The sequence below is a fragment of the Neorhizobium sp. PAMB6630 genome (genome assembly GCF_058242775.1).
Map to the genome: position 1 here is coordinate 1435847 of NZ_CM177836.1, position 21614 is coordinate 1457460.

Sequence of the window (21614 nt, forward strand, 5' to 3'; positions counted from 1 at the left end):
CGCGGCCTCATTTCATCCGCCGCCGCATCCGTGCGGCGGCTCCCTCTTTGAAACGGACACATCCATGACCTCACTCTATACTTTCGACGATCTGAAGATCGATGTGGCCGCCGGACGGATCGATACCGTCATCGCAGCGCAGATCGACATGCAGGGACGCCTGATGGGCAAGCGTTTTCAGGCGGAATATTTCGTCGACAGCGCCTGGAAGGAAACCCACAGCTGCAATTACCTGCAGGCCACCGACATCGAGATGGAAACCATCTCCGGCTACAAGGCCACCAGCTGGGAGCAGGGTTACGGCGACTATACGATGAAGCCGGATCTTGCCACGCTGCGCAAGCTGCCATGGCTTGAAGGCACGGCGCTGGTGCTCTGCGACGTGCTGGACCATCACACCCATGAGGAAGTGCCCCATTCGCCGCGCGCCATCCTGAAAAAGCAGATGCGGGCGCTGGAAGATCTGGGCTTTGCCGCCTTCATGGCAACGGAGCTTGAATTTTTCCTGTTCGACCAGACGTTTGATCATGCGCGCGAGACCGGATACCGGAACTTGCGTCTCTCCAGCGCCTATAACGAGGATTACCACATCTTCCAGACCACAAAGGAAGAAGAGGTGATGCGGGCGATCCGAACCGGGCTGCAGGGCGCGGGCGTTCCCGTCGAAAACACCAAGGGCGAAGCCTCTGCCGGCCAGGCGGAAGTCAATGTGCGCTACGCCGAAGCGCTGACCATGGCCGACCGCCACGTCATCATCAAGAATGCCTGCAAGGAAATTGCCTGGGCCAAGGGCAAGGCTGTGACCTTTCTTGCCAAATGGAATGACAAGGCAGCCGGTTCCTCCTCGCATATCCACCAGTCGCTGTGGAGCACCGATGGCAAGGTGCCGCTGTTCTTCGACAAGGACGCCGACCACGGCATTTCCGAGACCATGCGGCACTACATTGCGGGCCTTCTCGCCTATGCCGAGGAGTACACCTATTTTCTGGCACCCTACATCAATTCCTACAAGCGCTTCGTCGCCGGCACCTTTGCCCCCACCAAGATCGTCTGGAGCATGGACAACCGCACGGCCGGTTTTCGCCTGTGTGGTGACGGCACCAAGGGCATCCGCATCGAATGCCGGATCGGCGGCTCCGATCTCAATCCGTATCTTGCCATGGCAGCGCTGCTGGCCGCCGGCATAGAGGGCATCAAGAACAAGATGGAACTGGAACCGGCTTTCGTTGGCGATGCCTATGGCGGCAAGGGCGTGCGCGAAATTCCCCGCACACTGCGCGACGCGACGGAAAAGCTGCGCGCCTCGGCCATGCTGCGGCAAGCTTTTGGCGAAGACGTCATCGACCATTATGTCCGCGCTGCCGAATGGGAACAGGAAGAATATGACCGCCGCGTGACGGATTGGGAGGTGGCGAGAGGGTTCGAGAGGGCGTAAAACGTCTCTCGGCTCGCCAGCTGATTTGGATAACAGGAAACAACCATGTCGATGATTCAATGTATTTCGCCGATCGATGGCTCGGTTTATGCCGAGCGGCCGGCGATGGCGCTTGAGCCTGCCGCAGACGCGGTGGCGCGCGCAAAAAAGGCGCAGAAGTCCTGGGCCAAACGCCCGCTGGATGAGCGCGTGCAGCTTGTGATGAAGGGTGTCGCCCGGCTGAACGAGATGGTGGACGAGGTGGTGCCGGAGCTTGCCCACATGATGGGCCGGCCGGTGCGTTACGGCGGTGAGTTCCGCGGCTTCAACGAACGCTCCAACTATGTCGCCTCCGTTGCCGCCGATGCGCTGGCGCCGATCCTTGTCGAGGACAGTTCTGCCTTCACGCGCCGTATCGAGCGCGAGCCGCATGGTGTTGTGCTGGTCATTGCGCCGTGGAACTACCCTTACATGACGGCCATTAACACCGTGGCGCCGGCGCTGATGGCGGGCAATACCGTCATCATCAAACATGCCGCCCAGACGCTTCTCGTCGGCGAGCGCATGGTGCGCGCCTTTGTCGAAGCCGGCGTGCCCGATGATGTGTTCCAGAACCTCTTCCTCGACCATGCAACGACTGAAAAGCTGATCGCTGCCGGCTCGTTCAACTTCATCAACTTCACCGGCTCGGTTGCCGGCGGGCGTGCCGTGGAGCGTGCAGCGGCCGGAACCTTCACCGGCATGGGCCTGGAGCTTGGCGGCAAGGATCCGGGTTACGTGATGGAGGATGCCGATCTCGACGCTGCCGTCGACACGCTGATGGATGGCGCCACCTTCAATTCCGGCCAGTGCTGCTGCGGCATCGAGCGCATCTATGTGCACGAAAGCCTCTACGACGCCTTTGTCGAAAAATCCGTCGCTTGGGTATCGAACTACAAGCTCGGCAATCCGCTTGATGCGGACACCACGCTTGGACCTATGGCAAACGTGCGCTTTGCAAAAACCGTGCGCGAGCAGGTGGCCGATGCCGTAGCGAGAGGTGCAAAGGCGCTGGTCGATCCAAAGCTGTTCCCGCAAGATGATGGCGGCGCCTATCTGATGCCGCAGGTGCTCGTGGATGTCGATCATTCCATGGAATTCATGCGCGAGGAGACCTTTGGTCCGGCCGTCGGCATCATGAAGGTGAAGAGCGATGAAGAAGCGCTGTCCCTGATGAACGACTGCCAGTATGGCCTCACCGTTTCGCTCTGGACGAAGGACGAGGAGCGTGCCTCGCGCCTTGGCGCCGATCTCGAAACCGGCACCGTGTTCATGAACCGCTGCGATTATCTCGATCCGGCCCTCGTCTGGACCGGCGTCAAGCAGACCGGACGTGGCGGCTCGCTCTCCGTTCTCGGCTTCCACAACCTGACGCGGCCGAAATCCTATCACCTCAAGAAAGCCTGACCCCATGAACATTACCGCCAACTGGAGCTATCCGACCGCCATCAAGCTTGGCCGCGGGCGCATCAAGGAACTGGGCGATGCCTGCAAGTCGCTCGGCATGAAAAAGCCGCTGCTGGTGACCGACCGTGGTCTTGCCAGCATGGCCATCACGCAAGGGGCGCTGGAGGCGATGGAAGAGGCGGGCCTTGGCCGCGCCATCTTTGCCGAGGTGGATCCGAACCCGAACGAGATCAATCTGGAAGCCGGCATCAAGGCTTTTCGCGATGGCGGCCATGATGGCGTGGTGGCCTTCGGCGGCGGCTCGGGTCTGGATCTTGGCAAATGCGTCGCCTTTATGGTTGGCCAGACGCGGCCGGTCTGGGATTTCGAGGATATCGGCGACTGGTGGACACGCGCCAACAGCGAAGGCATCGCGCCCATCGTTGCCGTGCCGACCACGGCCGGCACCGGTTCGGAAGTGGGCCGCGCCTCGGTCATCACCAATTCCAAGACCCATGTGAAGAAGATCATCTTCCATCCGAAATTCCTGCCCGGCGTCGTCATCTGCGATCCGGAACTCACCATGGGCATGCCGAAGGCCATCACCGCCGGCACCGGCATGGATGCCTTTGCCCATTGCCTGGAAGCCTATTGCTCGCCGTTCTTCCACCCGATGAGCCACGGCATTGCGCTCGAAGGCATGCGTCTGGTGAAGGAATTTCTGCCGCGCGCCTATCATGAGGCAAACGACATCGAGGCCCGCACCAACATGATGGCCGCTGCCGCCATGGGCGCCGTTGCCTTCCAGAAGGGGCTCGGCGCCATCCATGCGCTGTCGCACCCGATCGGTGCCGTCTACAACACCCACCACGGCATGACGAACGCTGTGGTGATGCCGGCCGTGCTGCGTTTCAACCGCAAGGCCATCGAACAGAAGATCGAACGCGCCGCCGCCTATCTCGGCATCGCCGGTGGCTTCGACGGTTTTTATGACTACGTGCTGGCGCTGCGCACGGAACTGAACGTGCCGGAACGCCTGACTGCCATGGGCATCAAGCCCGACCGGATCGATGAACTCTCCGCCATGGCCATCGAAGACCCGTCCTGCGGCGGCAATCCGGTGACGCTGACGCTGGAAAATACCAAAACCCTTTTTGCAGATTGCTTCTGAAAACAGCGCTTCCTTTTGGTGAAAATCGAAAAATCCGGGCCTTTCGCCCGGATTTTTTATGAGTTGATGTCGGTGAAAACGGCACAACCCCAGTTATACAGGGTCATATTGATGGCCCTGAAATTTACGCTTCATTAACTCTGTTTTTGCAAAAGTTACCGTCATTGGCACCATGTCGTGATGCGGTGCCGCTTCTGAGCGATGCGGCTCGATGACCGTCGAGGACAAACTATGCCTGTGATTTCATTTGCAAATGCCAAAGGCGGTGCCGGCAAGACGACGGCAGCCCTTCTCCTTGCCACGGAGCTGGCGCATCAGGGCCACCGCGTCACCCTGATCGATGCCGATCCGCAGCGCTGGATCAGCCAGTGGCACGAGATGTCCGGCTCGGTGCGCAACATCACCATCATCACCGAAGTCACGGTTGCCTCGCTGCAATGTCACCTGCGTGAGATGTCGTCGACAACAGATTATTTCATCGTCGATCTCGCCGGTGCCCGCGATGCGCTGGTGACCACGGCCATCGGGCTTTCCGACCACGTCATGATCCCCGTGCAGGGCTCGGCGATGGACGCCAAGGGGGCCGCCCAGATCCTCGACCTGCTGGCGCTGATGAAGGAAAAGGCAGGCCTTGCCATTGCCCATTCCGTCGTGCTGACCCGCGTCACGCCCGTCGTCACCACCCGCGCACTGGTTGCCATCAAGGGCCTTCTCGCCCAGCGTGGCGTCAATGTGCTGAACACCCCGATCGGCGAGCGCACCGCGTTTCGCGAACTCTTCGAAGTCGGCGGCACGCTGCATACGCTGGATGCGGCCAAGGTCTCCAACCTCGACAAGGCGCGCGAAAACGCCCGAATGCTCGCCGAGGAAGTCAAGCGCCTGATGCCCACCCGCGTCGTCCGCTCCGGCATGCCCCGCATCATCGGCTTTGGCCGCCACGCGGCGTAAAACCCGACATTCCATTGCAAACGAAAAAGGGCGCCCCGCAAAAGGCGCCCTTTTTGATGTCTGGTTTACCGTGCGATCTCAGTCGACGAATTCCACCACGGTGCCGGGCTTGACCATCTTGGCGAGTTCCGTCGCATCCCAGTTGGTCAGACGGATACAGCCGTGGCTGTTGGTCTTGCCGATCTTGGAAGGCTCCGGTGTGCCGTGGATGCCGTAGGTGGGTTTGGAGAGCGCAATCCAGACGGTGCCGACGGGGCCGTTGGGGCCGGGCGGGATCTGCAGGATCTGGTCGTTATCGCCCTGCTTGAAGTTGATCTTCGGATTATACGTATAACCTGGATTGAGCGCGATGCGCTGCACGGTGTGGCTGCCGGTGGGCGAGGGCGTGTCGGACGAACCGATGGTCGCGGGATAGGCGGCCACCAGCTTGCCGTCCGGGCCATAGGCAAACACCTGCTTCTTCGCCTTGTCGGCCACCACGCGCGCCACTTCGCCGGTCTTCGGCTGGCCGGGGTTCACCACCTTGATGGTGGAGCCGGGAATGGTGAAATCGACGCCGGGGTTGAGCGCCTTGAGGTAACCTTCGTCCATGTGGAAACGTTCGGCCAGCGCTTCCGTGGTCGAGGTATAGGACATGGCCGGCAGCTGCGCCTTGTGGGCGTAATCATCGGGAATGGAGGCGACATAGGGACCGGCGGCATCGGCGGGCGTGATGGTGTAATTGACGATCGGCAGGCCGCCTGAATAGGAGAGGCGCTGCAGAATGTCCTCGGAATTGTTCGGGTCGAGCGTCTCGCCAGTCATTTCCTGCCAGGCGGCGATCGCCTTGTTGACGTTGTCGCCGAGATGGCCGTCGATCACGCCCGGCGAAATGCCTTCGCGGTCGAGAAACACCTGCAAGGCGGTGATTTCCGCCTGCGGCTTGCTGGTGATCGCCATCACGGGTTTGTCGTTGCGCGGCACGATGCTCGGCTGCGGCATCGGCTGTGCCTCCAGCGAGGCCTCTTCCTGCCCGTCATCGACGATGGCGCCATCCGCATCGAGCGGCAGGCGGACGATCGAACTGTCACGCGGGATGGAGCCGGTCACTTCCCCGGGTTCGCCCGGACGGTACTGGCGATAATCGCGGTAGCCGGCATTATTCTGAGCCGGATAGGCGTCCTGGCGAGGATAGGCTGGCTGGGAGGGGTAGGCGTCGCCATATCCGCGCTGGGGCCGTGCCTGATAACCACCGGCAACCGGATCGCGAAACGTATCGCTGCGCATCTCCGTTGCCACGACATTGCCGAAATGATCGATCAGCACTTTGCGCCCCATGCGGTCGCGGCTCACCACCACGTCGCCGGCTTCCGGGATGTAGTCGAGAATTTCGCCGGTCGGTGCCACGAGCACGGTGTCCGAGCGGGAGCCATAGGCGCCTTGGGCCGCAGCCGGTGCGACCGACTGGAGCGAGAGAAGAAGAGCCAAACTGAGGCTGAACACTGATGTGGACTTCACAATATCACCGATTCGAGATTACGACGTATAACGGCGGCACGCGCTGACACGTTCCCGACAGCCGAGGTTCTTCTTCAGACAGGTCAATTTTGACGCGAGTGAGGTAGAATTGGCTTTTGTGGTGAACGAATACTTAATTTTGAGTGTTTGTCACGCATTGTTGAGACATGACTAAGGGAGGTTACGGTGAAAGCATTTGTGGCGGCGAGGGGACCAAAGCTGTTCCTGGATGAATCAAGCGTGCTCGATATCGGCAGCTGCATCGTGAATGGCACCGATGTGGCGCCCGGCCGGGCCATTCCCGATGATGGCGATCCACGCATCGACCATTCGCTGGAAGGGTTTCTGTTTACCTGCGGGCCGGATCATATCCGCCACCCCGAGCCGATCGATGGCAATGCCGAGGGCCGCAAATATCCATTGCACGGCTCCTATTCCGGCAATCGCGCCGAAATCCTGTTCTGGGATGCGCAAGGCGAGGATGCCGAATGCAAGGCGCGCGTTTCCGTGAAGACGGCCGATGGCGGGCTTGCCCTTCTGGAACGGCATGTGCGCACCGATGGCGAAACCGGCGAGGTCTGCCTCTCCGACCGCGTCACCAATGTCGGCACGACGCCTTTTGCCAAGGTGCATATGTACCACATGAACATTGGCGCCTGGCTGTTTGACGGCGATGTGCATCTGACCGGCAAGATGCTGGATGGCGGCGGTTTCGCCTGGAATTTTGGCGAGGAGCCCGGCGGCGTCTTCTGCGTGCCGGCTGCGGTGGCCGGCGAGGAATGGGCGGAAGTTCGGCTCGGCCCCATTGCTTCACTCAGTGGCGCGACGCTGAAGGTGCGATTCAGAACCGATACGCTGCCTTATCTGCAGGTCTGGCGCAATCAGCAGGCGCCGGCGCATGTGCTGGGCATCGAGCCGGTGTCGCACCGCTGGGTCGGCCGCGATGAGCTGAAGGCGTCCGGCGAATTGCAGATGCTCTTGCCCGGCGAGAGTGTCGATTACGCGCTGCGCTTCAGCTTTGCCTGATCACCGGGATGGCTCTTACAGATTGAAAGCATGGCCTTTTCATTGACGCCATCCCTCTTGCATCGTAATTGAAAGCCCTTGTTTGAACGCTGGAGGCCGAAACCATGGACATTCGCCAGATCAACGACGAATATTCCGTCACCGGGCAGATCACGCCTGCCGATCTCGACGACATCAAGGCCCTGGGCTTCAAGTCCATCGTCTGCAACCGTCCCGACGAGGAAGAGCCCGGTCAGCCGAGCTTTGACGAAGTGGCCGCCCGCGCCCGCGAACTCGGCCTCGATATCGCCTATGTGCCGGTCGGCCGCATGGGCGTCGATGGCGAGGCGGTAAAGGGCATGGTGGATGCGCTGGACGAATTTGCGCGCCCCATGCTGGGCTATTGCCGTTCGGGCGCCCGCTCGACCGCGATCTATGAAAAAAGCCTGCACATCCGCGGCTGATCCTTTTCCCCGAAACCATTTTCGGTTTCAGTCCTGCCCATTTACATGAGGAGCATATCCATGAGCATCAAGCGTATCGAACCCGGCAAGCGCATGAGCGGCGCCGTCGTTCACGGCAACACCGTTTACCTCGCAGGCCAGGTGGGTGAGGGCACGTCCGTTACCGAACAGTCGAAGTCGGCGCTTGCTGAAGTCGACCGCCTGCTGGCGCTCGCCGGCACCGACAAGTCAAAGATCCTGCAGACGATCATCTATCTCTCTGACATGGCGAATTTCGCTGAAATGAACGCTGTCTGGGAAGGCTGGATCGACCCGGCAAACCCGCCGGCCCGCGCCACCAGCGGTGCGCCGCTTGCAACGCCGGATTACAAGGTCGAATTCATCGTAACGGCTGCTCTCTGAGCCCGATTTGATCCGTCGATGATGGCACCGCAGACATATGGCTGCGGTGCCATTTCATTTATGGCATGGATGGCCATGAGGCCTGCCCGATGACTGCCACACCAGCTTGTGGTTCAAGACGTCCGATCACGGAGCGTCAGTTCCTGTGCTTTGTCAGACGCAAAGACCGCCTTCCTAATAAAGCGATCTTTTGTAGGCCTCTTCCAGATCATCATCGAGCTTGCGCTTTTCTGCTTCGCCCTCCGGTGCTCCCGTCGTTTCTTCCAGAATGATCTGGACGAGCGAAGGCATTTGCCTGCGATCCTGGAAATGCTCGGGGTTCCATAGGTTCGACCGCCGGAAAGCCTTGGCGCAGTGAAAGAAGATTTCGTCGACGTGAACGACGATGGCAAGTTTGGGACTCCGACCGTTGACCTCCATGCGGTTCAACAGCTCCGGCTGCGTCGTCAGCGTAGCGCGCCCGTTCACGCGTAACGTGTCTTCAAAACCCGGAATGATGAACAGCAGGCCGACGCTTGGATTGCCAAGGATATTGGCGAGCGTATCCAGGCGGTTGTTGCCCGGCCGATCCGGGATCGCCAGCGTCTTGTCATCCAGCACCTGGACGAAACCAGCGGGATCGCCGCGGGGGCTGACATCCGCGCGTCCATCAGCGTTCTGCGTGCCGATGCAGAGAAACGGCGAGCGGCCAATGAAGGCCTTCGCATGGTCGCTCAGCGTTTTGCGGCACTTTATGACGGCGAGATCATGCGTCGGTTCGAACAGGCTTCGCAGGCCGTCCTCATCCTTGATGGTAAACAGCGGGTCGAGTGAGAACGCTTGCATCTGTTTTTCCTCCCGAAAACCTTTGAGATGCGTACAATAATCAATTTGATGTACGTACCTCAAAAGGTCTATTGCGGCGGAAGATGCTTGTCAATGCAGCGAATCAGGCGATGGGTGTGCCCCGGATCTGGCTCAGCGTGCGGGTCGGGGTTATCGCTTCCGGCGACAGCATCACCTCGATGATGGCGGGTTTGCCGGAGGCGCGGGCGCGCTCGAAGGCAGGACCGAAATCCTCCGTCTTTTCCACCCGCTCGCCGTGGCCGCCATAGGCTGCGGCAAAGGCGACGAAATCGGGATTGACGAGATCCGTTGCGCTGACGCGGCCGGGGAAATCGCGCTCCTGGTGCATGCGGATCGTGCCATAGGTGCCGTTGTTGACGAGCACGGTGATGATCGGCAGTCCGTAACGCACGGCGGTGATGAATTCCTGCCCATGCATCATGAAACATCCATCGCCGGCAAAACACACGACTTCACGCTCCGGAAACAGTTGCTTTGCCGCAACCGCTGCCGGAAGCCCGTAACCCATCGAGCCTGATGTTGGTGCCGACTGGGTGTTGAACGCCTGGAAGCGGTGGAAGCGGTGCAGCCAGGTGGCGTAATTGCCGGCGCCATTGGTGAAGATGGCGGTCTTTGGCGTATTTTCCTCGATCCAGTTCATGATCGGACCCATCTGCACGTCGCCGGGACCGGTTTCCGGCGGCGTCGACCAGCGCAGATAGGCGTCGTGCATGGCAGCACTCCGCTCGGCCCAGACCGGCCAGGCCGGCGGTTCGAGATCGCGGAGGGCGGCGACGAATTCGGCAGGGCCGGCGCAGATGGCAAGATCCGGACGGTAGATACGGCCGAGTTCTTCCGGGTCCGGGAAAACATGCACGATCTTCTGCGACGGGTAGGGGATGTCGAGCAGCGTATAACCTGACGACGGCATTTCCGACATGCGGCTGCCGAGCAGCACGATCAGGTCGCTGTCCTTGATTTCCTTCGACAGCGCCGGGTTGATGCCGATGCCGACATCGCCGGCATAACAGGTGTGCAGGTGGTCAAACAGCATCTGGCGGCGGAAGGAGCAGCCGACGGGCACATGAAAACGTTCGGCGAAATGGCGGAAATCGGCAGCCGCTTCTTCCGTCCAGCGCGTGCCGCCGAGAATGAACATCGGCCGGCGTGCTTCCCGCAGCAGCGCCTCGAATGCCGCGATCTGCGACGGACCCGGATGGCTTTCGACGCGGGTATAGGGCTTGGCTTCCGGCGCTTCCACCAGATCGCGCAGCATGTCTTCCGGCAGCGTCAGCACGACAGGACCGGGACGACCTGACGTCGCGACGGCAAAGGCGCGGGTGACGAATTCCGGGATGCGCCGGGCGTCGTCGATCTCGCCGACCCATTTGGCAAATTCGGTGAAGGCACGGCGATATTCGACTTCCTGAAACGCCTCGCGCTCACGCGCATCGCGCTGCACCTGGCCGATGAACAGGATCATCGGAATGGAATCCTGCATGGCCACATGCAGGCCGGCGGACGCGTTGGTTGCGCCGGGGCCGCGGGTGACCATGCAGATGCCGGGCTCGCCGGTGAGGCGCCCCCAGGTATCGGCCATCATCGCAGCGCCACCTTCCTGGCGGCAGACGAGAACCTCGATGCCGCTGTCATAGAGCGCATCGAGCACCGCAAGATAGCTTTCGCCGGGAACGCAGGACACGCGGGACACGCCGTTTGCCTTCAGCGCCTCGACTATCAGTTGACCGCCGGTCTTCATGGGTTCTGTCTTTCCTTCTGTCGTCTGTCGAGTTCTGCAAGCACCGCACCGGTATGCTCGCCAAGCGCCGGGCTTGGCCTGTGATAGGAGAGAGGGGTTTTGGAGAGCACGATGGGCGTCCTCACGCCGGGGATTTTGGTGCCGTCCGCCGCCTCAAGATCGATGCGCAGGCCGCGTGCAACAATCTGCGGATCGGCAAACATTTCCGCCACCGAATTGATCGGGCCGGCCGGCACGGCATTTTGACCGCAGGCGGCCAGCAGGTCGGCCTTCGTCCATTTGACGGTCTCGGCGGTAACGGCCGCGCGCACGGCGTCGCGGTTGGCCACGCGGGCCTTGTTGGTGGCGTGGCTGAGGTCTTCGGCAAAGGCGTCCATGCCCAGAATGGCGCAGAGGCGGCGGAACTGGCCGTCATTGCCGACGGCCAAGATCAGATAACCATCGGCCACCGGCACCACTTCATAAGGGCTGATATTGGGATGGGCATTGCCGAGCCGCACCGGGGCAGCGCCCGAGACGAGATAATTCATGTTCTGGTTGGCAAGCACCGCCGACATCACATCAAGCAGCGCCATGTCCACCTGCTGGCCCTCTCCGGTCTTCATGACGTGGATGAGGGCGGCCTGGATGGCGGTGACGGCATAGATGCCGGTGAAGATGTCGGCGATGGCGACGCCCGCCTTCATCGGTTCGCCATCCGGCGCGCCAGTGACCGACATGAAGCCGGACATGCCCTGCACGATGTAGTCATAACCGGCAAGGCTGGCATAGGGGCCGTCCTGGCCAAAGCCGGTGATGGAGCAGTAAACGAGGCGCGGATTGATCGCCTTCAGGCTGTCATAGTCGAGGCCGTATTTCTTCAAGCCGCCGAGTTTGAAATTCTCGATGAAGACATCGGCGTCCGCCACCAGTTGGCGCACGATCTCCTGACCCTTCGGCGTGGAGAAATCGACCGCGATGGAGCGCTTGCCGCGATTGGTGGAATGGTAATAGGCGGCCGACAGGTTTTCGCCGTCCTTGCCCTCGACAAAAGGCGGACCCCAGCCGCGCGTATCGTCGCCGCCTTCAGGGTTTTCCACCTTGATCACGTCGGCGCCGAGATCGGCCAGCATCTGGCCTGCCCATGGGCCTGCGAGAACGCGCGCCAGTTCGATGACGCGGATGCCGTCGAGGGGTGGTTTGTTGTGGGTCTCGCTGGTCATGTCTTCTCGCCGGTTTACGCATGCTGCGGTATCAGTTGGTGTCCCAACATGAGGACGGCTGTTGCCTTGGCAGTTCCCCCTCATCCGCCCTTCGGGCACCTTCTCCCCGAGGGGAGAAGGGATTGGCCGCAGCGCTCGCGGTTCCCCTCTCCCCTCGGGGAGAGGTCCGCCGAGCGAAGCGGAGGCGGGGTGAGGGGGCCGCGCGTCACAACAGACACCGTCTTTCTATCTACCTCATACCGCCACCACCCAACCACGGCACTTGATATCTAGTCATGAGGTCATTCCCGCAACGTCAGGTGCCGCTGGTTTGGAAAGGTTCGTCTCGGCCCAATCGGCAAATTCCTGCATGGCGGCCTCGCGGCCGATTTCGTTCAGCGTCTCGTGGCGCATGTCATGATAGATGCGTTTCGTCACCCGCGAAAAGCCGCGCTCGGCCAGTCGATGCGACAGCCACGAAATCGCCTTGCCGCCCTCGGTTGCCGGATCCTGCCCGCCACCGACCAGATGGATCGGCAGATCCTTCTTCAGGCGCGCCAGAAGCTCCGGTTCGGTGCCGCGAAAACTCAGGGCGAACACGTCGAGCCATAGCGAGATGGAAATATCAAAGCCGCAGAGCGGATCGGCGAGATAGGCCGCCACTTCCGCCCGGTCGCGCGATAGCCAGTCGGCCTGCGTCTTATGGTCGGGCATGGCGCGGCCCCAGGTGTCGAAGGTGAGTTTTGGCAGGATGAGGCTCGGCACATCAGAACCCTTCAGCGCCCGCTCTGTCTTCAGCACCACCTGCGCCAGACGTCCGGCAGCACCGACGGCAAAATTGGAGTTCCAGACGGCGAGCGCCTGATAATCGCGGGAATAAGAAAGTGTTGTGTTGAGCGCAATCAGCCCGCCCATGGAATGGCCAAACAGCAGCACCGGCAGGCCCGGATGGGCAGTCTTTGCCGCGTCACTCACAGCCTTGACGTCGGATAGGACCGCATCGACGCCATCCTTTGCGGCAAACCGTCCCTGCGGCGCATCCGGTGCGGTCGTCACCCCATGGCCGCGATGATCATGGGCATAAACGTGAAAGCCTCGGGCCGCCATGAAACGGGCAAAGCCGAGATAGCGGCCGCTGTGTTCGCCAAGCCCGTGGCAGATGTGAAGAATGGCGCGCGCCATGCCCTCGGCAGGCGCATGGCGCATGGCAAGATCAGCGCCCGAAGGGCTTTTCAGGCGATTTACTGTCTCGAACATGCACTCTTCCTCCCCTTGCCGCATTGCTCCGGCGGCCCGTTTCGCCTAGATAGCGTCCAAACCCCCAAAAGTCGCCGGAGCAATTTTCCTATGGCACGTCAGTTTATTTATCACATGTCCGGGCTCAACAAGGCCTACGGCGCAAAGAAGATCCTCGAAAACGTCAACCTGTCCTTCTACCCGGATGCCAAGATCGGTATTCTCGGCCCGAACGGTGCTGGTAAGTCCACCGTGCTGCGCATCATCGCCGGCCAGGACAAGGAATTTACCGGTGAAGCCTGGCTGGCCGAAGGTGCGACCGTCGGCTACCTCGAGCAGGAACCGCATCTCGATCCGGCCAAGAACGCCTTCGAAAATGTCATGGAAGGCGTCGCCGACAAGCAGGCCGTGCTCGACCGTTACAACGAACTGATGATGAACTATTCCGACGAGACGGCGGAAGAGGGCGCAAAACTTCAGGACATCATCGACAGCCAGAACCTGTGGGATCTGGAACAGCAGGTCGAGATGGCGATGGAAGCCCTGCGCTGCCCGCCGAAGGATGCAGACGTCACGGTTCTCTCCGGTGGTGAACGTCGCCGTATCGCGCTCTGCCGCCTGCTTCTGTCGCAGCCGGACCTGCTGCTGCTCGACGAACCGACCAACCATCTGGACGCCGAAACCATCGGCTGGCTTGAAAAGCACCTGCGCGCCTATCCCGGCGCCGTGATGATGATCACCCACGATCGCTACTTCCTCGACAATGTCACCGGCTGGATTCTCGAACTCGACCGTGGCCGTGGCATTCCTTACGAAGGCAATTATTCGGCTTACCTGCAGGCGAAGGCCAAGCGCATGCAGCAGGAAAACCGCGAGGAAGCCGGCCGCCAGAAGGCGCTGTCGCGCGAACAGGAATGGATTGCATCGAGCCCGAAGGCCCGTCAGGCCAAGTCCAAGGCCCGTATCAAGGCTTACGAACAGCTGGTGGATGCGGCCGAAGGCATCCGTCCCGGCGATGCGCAGATCATCATCCCCGTGTCTGAGCGTCTCGGCCAGGTGGTCATCGAGCTTGAAGGCGTTACCAAGGGCTTTGAAGGTCGCACGCTGATCAACGACCTCTCGATCAAGCTGCCGCCGGGCGGCATCGTCGGCATCATCGGCCCGAACGGCGCCGGCAAGTCGACGCTGTTCAAGATGATCACCGGCCAGGAACAGCCGGATGGCGGTTCGATCCGCATCGGCGAGACCGTGCATCTCGGTTATGTCGACCAGAGCCGCGATGCGCTGGATGGTTCAAAGACCGTCTGGGAAGAAATCTCCGGCGGTGCCGAAGTCATCAAGCTCGGCAAGTTCGACATGAACAGCAGAGCCTATTGCGGCGCCTTCAACTTCAAGGGCGGTGACCAGCAGCAGAAGGTTGGCAACCTCTCTGGCGGCCAGCGCAACCGCGTGCATCTGGCCAAGATGCTGAAGGCGGGCGGCAACGTTCTCCTCCTCGACGAACCGACAAACGACCTGGATACCGAAACGCTCGGCGCGCTTGAAACCGCGCTCGAAAACTTCGCCGGTTGCGCCATCATCATCAGCCATGATCGCATGTTCCTCGACCGTCTGGCGACGCACATCCTTGCCTTTGAAGGTGACGGCCATGTCGAATGGTTCGAAGGCAACTTCGAAGATTACGAACAGGACAAGATCCGCCGCCTCGGCGCCGATGCGCTGAACCCCGGTAGCCAGTCCTACAAGCGCCTGACGCGCTGATCTGCCACGTCCCATAATCTCTGCCGGCCGCCCGATTGGCCTGTCGGTTAGAGAATGCAAACGGCCCGTGTATTGCGATGCAATGCACGGGCCTTTTTCATTGCTTGGGCATTGATGTCTCGTGGCTGAAAGTGTTTCCCATTCCTATGTATTGTTACATTCTGTTGTGAGGCGGAGCCTCTGATGGGAATACATTACCTAATATGGCATCAATAAACTTATGACTTTCTGTCATCTTCTGAACCAAGACCGTGTATGTATACGGATTTGTAATTCTCCCATGGGATAGTCGTGTCGATAGGACTGCCATGAACGGTAGCGACTGATCATTTCTGCCCGGTGAGCATGAGGCTACTCCTGCGGATGGAACGGAGGAGGGTGGATTGTCGCCACTGGGGAACCTGTCTTTTCGAAAAACTCTGTCTTTATTGGCTCTGGTTCCGCTTGCGGCGGCCATTGGCCTCGGCGGCGTGCTGGGTGTGAGGAGCTACGAAAGCTATACGCAGCTGCAGCGGGCGGAAGCCTTCGCACAAGTCGCCCTGGCCGGTGGCGAATTGATGATGATGATGCCGCTTGAGGGGGCGCCGATGAGCGCGCCGGAAAGGCAGAAGGTCCGCGAAAAATCCGATGCGACCTACAAGCAGATGATCGACCAGCTGGATGTCATCGCTTCCTATGGCTTCAACGATGCGATCACGCAGGGCATGCGCGCCAAGCTCCAGGAAACCTATGCCCGTATCCCCGAATATCGCCAGAAGCTGGATGCCGGCGAAAACGACCCCATCCTGCCGCTGCGTTATGCGCAGCCGGTGGCTTCCGCCGGTCTGGCGCTCACCTTGCGCAGTGCAAACCTCACCACCGATCTTGCCCTGTCCAGCGATATTCGCGGCCATCACGCGCTGATGAAGGTCAACGAAGGTTACCTGATCCTTGCCCGTATGGGCCAGTTCCTGATCCGCAGCACCAGTTTCGGCAAATCGGAACTGATGCGCGTGTCCGGCGCCCTGACCCAGGTGCGCACCTATGACGGTCCCTTTCGCGAACATGTCTCGCCCAAGATCATCGCCCGTTTCGATGAGTTCTTTCAGACGCCGGAAGGCAGCCGGATTGCCAGCCTGATCAAGTCCATGGAGGCGCTCGAGGATTACAAGGGAAGCCCCGATGCCCTGGATGGCTGGAACAGCGATACCGCCAAGCGTCGTGACTATGTGGCAGGCCTGATCCGTGAGAACGCCCAGATGATGATGGACGCGACGCAGACGCGTCTCGCCATGGCCAGCAATCAGATGTTGCTCGTGGTGAGCGGTCTTGCCGTGTTCGTCGTGCTGGTCATCGCCTTCAGCGCTTCGACCACTCGCGGCCTTTCGGCTCGCATCCGCCGGATCGGCACTGCGATGACCGAGCTTGCGGGCGGCGATACGGCACGCGCCATTCCCTATACCGACCGCCGCGATGAAATCGGTGACATGGCGCAGTCTGTGGAAATCTTCCGTCAGGCAGCGATCCGCAATGCGCAGCTGGAAGCGGAAGCCGTCGGCAGCCGCCAGCGTTCGGAGGCTGAGCGTGCCCAGGTTCAGGCCAAAGCCGAAGCGGAGGCGGAAGAACGTCTCAACCAGGCGACCAGCACGCTTGCCGCCAGCCTTCGCCGTCTGGCTGCCGGCGATATGGGTTGCGAGATCGAAATGCCGCTTGCGCCGCAGTTTGAAAACCTGCGCGCCGACTTCAACACCTCCGTTCGCCAGTTGCGCGATGCACTGGTGAGCGTCGGCGGCTCGGTGGCAACCGTCACCAATGGCTCCAAGGAAATCTCCGACGCCTCCGACAATCTGGCCAAGCGCACCGAACAGCAGGCGGCCTCGCTTGAGGAGACCGCAGCAGCGCTTGAAGAAATCACCGCCAATGTGGTGGCAACATCACGGCGCACCAGCGAAGCGCGCGATGTGGTGCGCGATGCCCGCGCCCGCGCCGATCAATCCGGTTCGGTGGTGCGCAACGCCGTCTCCGCCATGCAGCGGATCGAAGAATCCTCGCGCCAGATCAACCAGATCATCTCGGTCATCGATGAAATCGCCTTCCAGACAAACCTTCTCGCCTTGAATGCCGGTGTGGAAGCGGCCCGTGCCGGTGAGGCCGGAAAGGGCTTTGCGGTCGTTGCCCAGGAGGTGCGTGAGCTTGCCCAGAGGTCTGCCAATGCGGCCAAGGAAATCAAGTCGCTGATTTCGAAATCTACCACGGCCGTCTCCGAAGGCGTCAAGCTGGTCAGCGATACGGGTGAGGGGCTTTCGGCCATCGAGCAACTGGTCCAGACCATCAATACCCACATGGATGCCATCGCAACGGCAGCCCATGAACAATCGACCGGGCTTGCCGAGGTCAACACTGCCGTCAACCATATGGACCAGGCCACGCAGCGCAATGCGGCGATGGTGGAGGAAATGAACGCCGCCGGTGCCGGCCTTGCGCAGGAAAGCGTGCAACTGTCCGATCTCCTGTCGCGCTTTCGTCTGGCCGATACACCAAACCCGCAACGCGCCCCTGCACGTGCGTCGCGCGCGGCGTAACGTTCCTCAGCGGCGACTGTTAAGTCGGGCTTCATCATTCCTGACATCAGGGCGGCGCGAGCCGCCCTTTTGCTATCGGCCCGCGGCTTTGCGCTTGTCAGACGCCGATAAATCACATAAACATATCTTTATGTGTTGAACGCGAATGGAATGCTGAAATGGGTCTGCCGCTGGACAGTCTGGTGGGAATTTTGAAGACGGCGGGCGAACCGACGCGGTTTCGCCTTCTGGCGCTGTTGGCCGGTGGCGACCTGACGGTGAGCGACCTTACCGATATTCTCGGCCAATCCCAACCGCGCATTTCCCGCCACCTGAAGCTTTTGACCGAGGAAGGCCTGATTGAGCGTTACCAGGAAGGCGCCTGGGCCTATTTCCGGCTGAAACAGGATGGACGCGCTGCCGTTGTCGCGACCAATCTGCTCTCTGCCGTCGATGCGGCCGATCCGGTCCTTGCGCGCGACAGCGAACGGTTGGCCACCGTCAAGCGGGCGCGGGCGGAACGGGCGCAGGCCTATTTCAGCCGCAACGCCTCCGAATGGGATGAGCTTCGCCGCTTGCATGTGAGCGACGCGGATGTGGAAGCAGCACTGCTTCAGATCCTCGGGCCTGATCATGTCGATGCGCTGCTCGATCTCGGCACAGGCACCGGCTGGATTTTGCAATTGCTGGAGCAGAGTTACCGGCGCGCTGTCGGCATCGATGCCAGCCGCGATATGCTCGCCGTTGCCCGCGCCAATCTCGACAAGGCCGGCATCGTGAAGGCGAGTGTGCGCCATGGCGATATCTTCAACCTGCCGCTGGAGGCGGGTGATTTCGACCTCATCACCATTCACCAGGTGCTGCACTTCCTCGATGAACCCGAGCGCGCCATTGCGGAAGCTGCCCGCGTGCTGCGCCCCGGCGGGCGCCTGGTCATCGTCGATCTGGCGCCGCATGCCTTTGATTACCTGCGTGATGAGCACGCGCATCTTCGCCTTGGCTTCTCTCACCAGACGGTGACGGAATGGCTGGAGAAGCTTGGTCTTGCCGTCGGCGAGATCATCGATCTGCAGCCGAAGCAGCAAAAGCCGGCTTCAGCGCTCACCGTCACCATCTGGCTTGCCTCTGCCCCGCTGGCGTTAAAGGCTGAGGCGCCTCAAGGGCAGTCGCGCCAGGCTGCTGCCCCCCGCAAATCCCTTCTGTCGGAAATCGAGCTATGACCAACGTTGCAAACACCTCCCGCAAGGCCCAGCCGTTCCGGCTTTCCTACGAGTTCTTTCCGCCGAAATCGCCGGAGATGGAGGAGCAGCTCTGGCAGACGGTGGAGGAGCTGTCCCGCTACAATCCCGATTTCGTCTCCGTTACCTACGGCGCCGGCGGCACGACCAAGGCGCCGACCTTTTCGACCGTTGGGCGGATGATCCGCGACATGGGGCTTGCGACCGCCTCGCACCTCACCTGCGTCGATGCTGATCGGGCAGAAACCCATCAGGTGATCGAGGACATGCGCCAGCTTGGCGTGCGCCATATCGTGGCCTTGCGCGGCGACCCGGCAAGCGGCATCGGCACCGCCTATCAGCCGCATCCGGATGGGTATGCCAATGCGGCCGAACTTGTGGTGGGTCTGAAGGAGATCGGTGGTTTTGAGATTTCCGTCTCGGCCTATCCGGAAAAACATCCGGAAAGCGCTGATGTGGCCGGCGATATCGAGATGCTGAAGCGCAAGGCCGATGCTGGTGCCGACCGCGCGCTGACGCAGTTCTTTTTCGATAACGATGTGTTTGAACGCTATCTGGAACAGGTACGGGCCGCCGGCATCACCATTCCGGTTATTCCCGGCATCATGCCGATCCAGAACCTGTCGCAGCTGAAGCGTTTTGCCAGCCGCTGCGGCTCCACGGTGCCGGCGTTCCTCGATGCGCGATTTGAAGGGCTGGACGACAAGCCGGAGGACCGCGCCAAGGTCGCCGCCGATGTGGCCGCCGAACAGATCGAAGACCTGATGCGCCGGGGCCTTGGCGAATTCCACATCTACACGATGAACCGCGCGGCACTGACCGGCGCGATGCTCGATCGTCTGGGCTATGCCAAGTCTGAAAAGAACATGTCTGCAGAAGCAAAGTCTGCACAAGGCCAGTCTGAACACGAAGAAGCTAAAAAGACGCAGGCCGGGGCGGCGGCCTGAGCCAGGACTTCGAAGGCGAGGGCGGAAATATCCGCCCTTCCAATTTTTGAAGCCGATTTGTCTCTTAAACGACTGCTGAAACGGTCAGCTCAATCGTGGCATGGATTATTCTTTGTCGCGATGCTCAGACAAAGAGCATGGATGCCACGAACACAAACGCTGCACCGACGAGAAGGACATTGAAGGAATGTACGTGTCCCATGTCTGCCTCCTTGCGTTAACACTTGAGATGTAAGTGCATTTTTGAACGCTTGGGAAGCGAATAATGTGCTGCACTGCGGGAACACATATGACGGATTTATGGCAGATCACGCGACAAGCCGCTGTTATGCAAAGATAAATCCGTTAATTAACAGGGTTTACCATCCGTGAACAAATCTGTCCGCGCTGTTAAGAACCGTCACATTGCGTGATGGGGAGGGCCCGGCAGGGGCATGAAAACGCCCCACAAAAAAAACCTCCCGGGAAGACTGCGGGAGGTTTTGCTCGCATCGACAAGGATGATTCCCGGTCTGCCTTAAAGCGCATTCAGAAGCGCTGCGGTCGGCCAGCCGTCGGCGGGCATGCCGAGCCGCTGCTGCGCCTTTTGCACGGCCACACGCGTGCCGGAGCCGAGAATGCCGTCGATCTTGCCGACATCATGGCCGATGCCGTCGAGCTTCGTCTGCAGCAGCTTCATCTCGTCGACGCTGAGGCCCGGTTCCGGATTGCCCTTGGCATAAGTCGGCGCACCCGAGAGGCGGGTGGCAAAATAGGCCGCCGACGTCGTGTAGATGAACGACTGGTTCCACGAGAGATAGATCGAGAAGTTGGGATAGGTGATGAATGCCGGTCCCTTGCGGCCCTGCGGCAGAACGAGTGCGGCGGGAAGCGCGCCAAACGACGTGTTGCCGTCGCGCGGTTTTACGCCGAGCTTGAACCATTCGGCGGCCGGCATTTCGTTGCCAAGGCCGCTTTTCTCGTAAGGCAGGCTTTCCGGCAGTTCCACTTCCTGGATCCACGGCTCGCCCGGCTTGAAACCGAGGCTCCTGATGAAGGAGGCTGCTGTCAGGATGGCGTCCGGCGCGCTCGTCTTGACGTTGATATGGCCGTCGCCATCGCCATCGACGCCGTGTTCGATGATGTCGCGCGGCAGCATCTGCACCTGGCCGATTTCGCCGGCCCAGGCGCCGGTATTGCTCTCAGGATCGAGATCGCCATGCTGCACCATCTCCGTGAGCGCCAGCAGTTGCGGGCGGAACAGTTCCGGACGGCGGCAATCATGCGAGAGGGTGACGAGCGCATTTCGCGTGTTGAAATCGCCCTGAACCGCGCCGAAATCAGTTTCCATCGCCCAGAAGGCGGTGATGACGCCGGGTGCCACGCCATATTCCTTCTCGGCCCGCCCAAACACTTCGGCATACTGCTTCATCTTCTGGCGGCCGATGTCGAGGCGGGCCTGGCTGACGGTGCGCTGCGAAAACTCCAGAAACGTCTGGCGGAACACGCCTTGCGCCCGGTCACGCGACAGCACTTTCGGATCGATCACGGCACCGGCCAGCGCCCGGTCGGCCGCTTCTGCCGGAACGCCCATGGTGAGCGCTTCAGCCTTCACGCCCTGCAGGAAGGCCGGCAGGTCGCCGCCGCACACCGGTGCAGGCTGGGGAGAGGCTGTCTGGGCAAAGGCTGCGGAGGCGAGAAGCCCCGTCAGGGCAAGGGCAAGCGAGATCGGGCGAACGGAAGGCAAGGGCATGAAAGGTTCCTCTGGCGGGCTTATGCCCCATGTCGGCGAGATTTGTGACGGAAGATGGGCAAAGACGAT

Annotated in this window: 17 protein-coding genes and 1 pseudogene; 11 read left to right on the top strand and 7 right to left on the bottom strand. The window is 60.9% G+C overall.

Annotation, left to right across the window (positions count from 1 at the left end; translation table 11 throughout):
• The first annotated feature begins 64 nt into the window (after nt 1-64).
• The 4 genes from AC4CWF_RS06830 (at nt 65) to AC4CWF_RS06845 (ending at nt 4958) form a co-directional block, all read left to right on the top strand.
• Nucleotides 65-1435: a glutamine synthetase family protein gene (locus AC4CWF_RS06830; protein WP_491284367.1), complete on the top strand. Its 1371-nt coding sequence runs from the start codon at nt 65-67 to the stop codon at nt 1433-1435.
• A 45-nt stretch (nt 1436-1480) separates the two neighbouring features.
• Nucleotides 1481-2860 (top strand): aldehyde dehydrogenase family protein, encoded by a 1380-nt coding sequence (locus AC4CWF_RS06835; RefSeq protein WP_491284368.1) that lies wholly within the window; start codon nt 1481-1483, stop codon nt 2858-2860.
• Nucleotides 2861-2864: 4 nt separating this feature from the next.
• Nucleotides 2865-4010: an iron-containing alcohol dehydrogenase gene (locus AC4CWF_RS06840; RefSeq protein WP_491284369.1), complete on the top strand. Its 1146-nt coding sequence runs from the start codon at nt 2865-2867 to the stop codon at nt 4008-4010.
• Nucleotides 4011-4241: 231 nt separating this feature from the next.
• Nucleotides 4242-4958 (top strand): AAA family ATPase, encoded by a 717-nt coding sequence (locus tag AC4CWF_RS06845; protein ID WP_491284370.1) that lies wholly within the window; start codon nt 4242-4244, stop codon nt 4956-4958.
• 78 nt (nt 4959-5036) lie between these two features.
• Here the strand turns inward: AC4CWF_RS06845 and AC4CWF_RS06850 are convergent, their stop codons facing one another.
• Nucleotides 5037-6455, bottom strand: coding sequence for a L,D-transpeptidase (locus AC4CWF_RS06850; RefSeq protein WP_491284371.1), 1419 nt, complete (start codon nt 6453-6455; stop codon nt 5037-5039).
• Between the two features lie 186 nt (nt 6456-6641).
• Here AC4CWF_RS06850 and AC4CWF_RS06855 point away from each other — a divergent pair, with 186 nt between their 5' ends.
• The 3 genes from AC4CWF_RS06855 to AC4CWF_RS06865 all read left to right on the top strand — a co-directional run bounded on the left by AC4CWF_RS06855 (nt 6642) and on the right by AC4CWF_RS06865 (nt 8326).
• Complete coding sequence (locus tag AC4CWF_RS06855) at nt 6642-7481, top strand: DUF4432 family protein (protein WP_491284372.1); 840 nt, start codon at nt 6642-6644, stop codon at nt 7479-7481.
• Between the two features lie 104 nt (nt 7482-7585).
• Nucleotides 7586-7924, top strand: coding sequence for a protein tyrosine phosphatase family protein (locus AC4CWF_RS06860; protein ID WP_491284373.1), 339 nt, complete (start codon nt 7586-7588; stop codon nt 7922-7924).
• 60 nt (nt 7925-7984) lie between these two features.
• Nucleotides 7985-8326, top strand: a complete 342-nt coding sequence (locus tag AC4CWF_RS06865; RefSeq protein WP_491284374.1) for a RidA family protein — start codon at nt 7985-7987, stop codon at nt 8324-8326.
• A gap of 174 nt (nt 8327-8500) precedes the next feature.
• Here the strand turns inward: AC4CWF_RS06865 and AC4CWF_RS06870 are convergent, their stop codons facing one another.
• The 5 genes and pseudogenes from AC4CWF_RS06870 to AC4CWF_RS06890 all read right to left on the bottom strand — a co-directional run bounded on the left by AC4CWF_RS06870 (nt 8501) and on the right by AC4CWF_RS06890 (nt 13348).
• Nucleotides 8501-9151 (bottom strand): pyridoxamine 5'-phosphate oxidase family protein, encoded by a 651-nt coding sequence (locus tag AC4CWF_RS06870; RefSeq protein ID WP_491284375.1) that lies wholly within the window; start codon nt 9149-9151, stop codon nt 8501-8503.
• 103 nt (nt 9152-9254) lie between these two features.
• Entirely contained in the window at nt 9255-10910 is a 1656-nt protein-coding gene (locus AC4CWF_RS06875; protein ID WP_491284376.1) for a thiamine pyrophosphate-binding protein, read from the bottom strand.
• On the bottom strand, nt 10907-12112 hold the full coding sequence (caiB, locus tag AC4CWF_RS06880; RefSeq protein ID WP_491284377.1) for a succinate--glutarate CoA-transferase: 1206 nt from the start codon (nt 12110-12112) through the stop codon (nt 10907-10909). The genes AC4CWF_RS06875 and caiB overlap by 4 nt, the downstream gene beginning before the upstream one ends.
• A gap of 76 nt (nt 12113-12188) precedes the next feature.
• A pseudogene (locus AC4CWF_RS06885) lies at nt 12189-12272 on the bottom strand (endonuclease domain-containing protein); the annotation flags it as partial.
• 113 nt (nt 12273-12385) lie between these two features.
• Nucleotides 12386-13348 carry an alpha/beta fold hydrolase gene (locus tag AC4CWF_RS06890; RefSeq protein WP_491284378.1) on the bottom strand — a complete coding sequence of 321 codons (963 nt, stop codon included), beginning with the start codon at nt 13346-13348 and terminating at the stop codon, nt 12386-12388.
• A 90-nt stretch (nt 13349-13438) separates the two neighbouring features.
• Between AC4CWF_RS06890 and ettA the strand changes: the two genes are divergently transcribed.
• From ettA to metF, 4 genes are all read left to right on the top strand, one after another.
• Nucleotides 13439-15088, top strand: a complete 1650-nt coding sequence (gene ettA / locus AC4CWF_RS06895; RefSeq protein ID WP_491284379.1) for an energy-dependent translational throttle protein EttA — start codon at nt 13439-13441, stop codon at nt 15086-15088.
• Between the two features lie 383 nt (nt 15089-15471).
• Entirely contained in the window at nt 15472-17649 is a 2178-nt protein-coding gene (locus tag AC4CWF_RS06900; protein ID WP_491284380.1) for a methyl-accepting chemotaxis protein, read from the top strand.
• Nucleotides 17650-17807: 158 nt separating this feature from the next.
• Nucleotides 17808-18848 (top strand): ArsR/SmtB family transcription factor, encoded by a 1041-nt coding sequence (locus tag AC4CWF_RS06905; protein WP_491284381.1) that lies wholly within the window; start codon nt 17808-17810, stop codon nt 18846-18848.
• Nucleotides 18845-19813 carry a methylenetetrahydrofolate reductase [NAD(P)H] gene (gene metF / locus AC4CWF_RS06910; RefSeq protein WP_491284382.1) on the top strand — a complete coding sequence of 323 codons (969 nt, stop codon included), beginning with the start codon at nt 18845-18847 and terminating at the stop codon, nt 19811-19813. The genes AC4CWF_RS06905 and metF overlap by 4 nt, the downstream gene beginning before the upstream one ends.
• A 517-nt stretch (nt 19814-20330) precedes the next feature.
• On the opposite strand, the gene AC4CWF_RS06915 is transcribed toward metF, so the two are convergent.
• Complete coding sequence (locus AC4CWF_RS06915; RefSeq protein WP_491284383.1) at nt 20331-21545, bottom strand: lytic murein transglycosylase; 1215 nt, start codon at nt 21543-21545, stop codon at nt 20331-20333.
• Nucleotides 21546-21614 lie beyond the last annotated feature (69 nt).

Bases quoted from the DNA above. Each gene is read 5' to 3' on its own strand.
- AC4CWF_RS06830 (WP_491284367.1), top strand. From the start codon at position 65: ATGACCTCACTCTATACTTTCGACGATCTGAAGATCGATGTGGCCGCC.
- AC4CWF_RS06835 (WP_491284368.1), top strand. From the start codon at position 1,481: ATGTCGATGATTCAATGTATTTCGCCGATCGATGGCTCGGTTTATGCC.
- AC4CWF_RS06840 (WP_491284369.1), top strand. From the start codon at position 2,865: ATGAACATTACCGCCAACTGGAGCTATCCGACCGCCATCAAGCTTGGC.
- AC4CWF_RS06845 (WP_491284370.1), top strand. From the start codon at position 4,242: ATGCCTGTGATTTCATTTGCAAATGCCAAAGGCGGTGCCGGCAAGACG.
- AC4CWF_RS06860 (WP_491284373.1), top strand. From the start codon at position 7,586: ATGGACATTCGCCAGATCAACGACGAATATTCCGTCACCGGGCAGATC.
- AC4CWF_RS06865 (WP_491284374.1), top strand. From the start codon at position 7,985: ATGAGCATCAAGCGTATCGAACCCGGCAAGCGCATGAGCGGCGCCGTC.
- AC4CWF_RS06870 (WP_491284375.1), bottom strand. From the start codon at position 9,151: ATGCAAGCGTTCTCACTCGACCCGCTGTTTACCATCAAGGATGAGGAC.
- AC4CWF_RS06875 (WP_491284376.1), bottom strand. From the start codon at position 10,910: ATGAAGACCGGCGGTCAACTGATAGTCGAGGCGCTGAAGGCAAACGGC.
- caiB (WP_491284377.1), bottom strand. From the start codon at position 12,112: ATGACCAGCGAGACCCACAACAAACCACCCCTCGACGGCATCCGCGTC.
- AC4CWF_RS06890 (WP_491284378.1), bottom strand. From the start codon at position 13,348: ATGTTCGAGACAGTAAATCGCCTGAAAAGCCCTTCGGGCGCTGATCTT.
- ettA (WP_491284379.1), top strand. From the start codon at position 13,439: ATGGCACGTCAGTTTATTTATCACATGTCCGGGCTCAACAAGGCCTAC.
- AC4CWF_RS06905 (WP_491284381.1), top strand. From the start codon at position 17,808: ATGGGTCTGCCGCTGGACAGTCTGGTGGGAATTTTGAAGACGGCGGGC.
- metF (WP_491284382.1), top strand. From the start codon at position 18,845: ATGACCAACGTTGCAAACACCTCCCGCAAGGCCCAGCCGTTCCGGCTT.
- AC4CWF_RS06915 (WP_491284383.1), bottom strand. From the start codon at position 21,545: ATGCCCTTGCCTTCCGTTCGCCCGATCTCGCTTGCCCTTGCCCTGACG.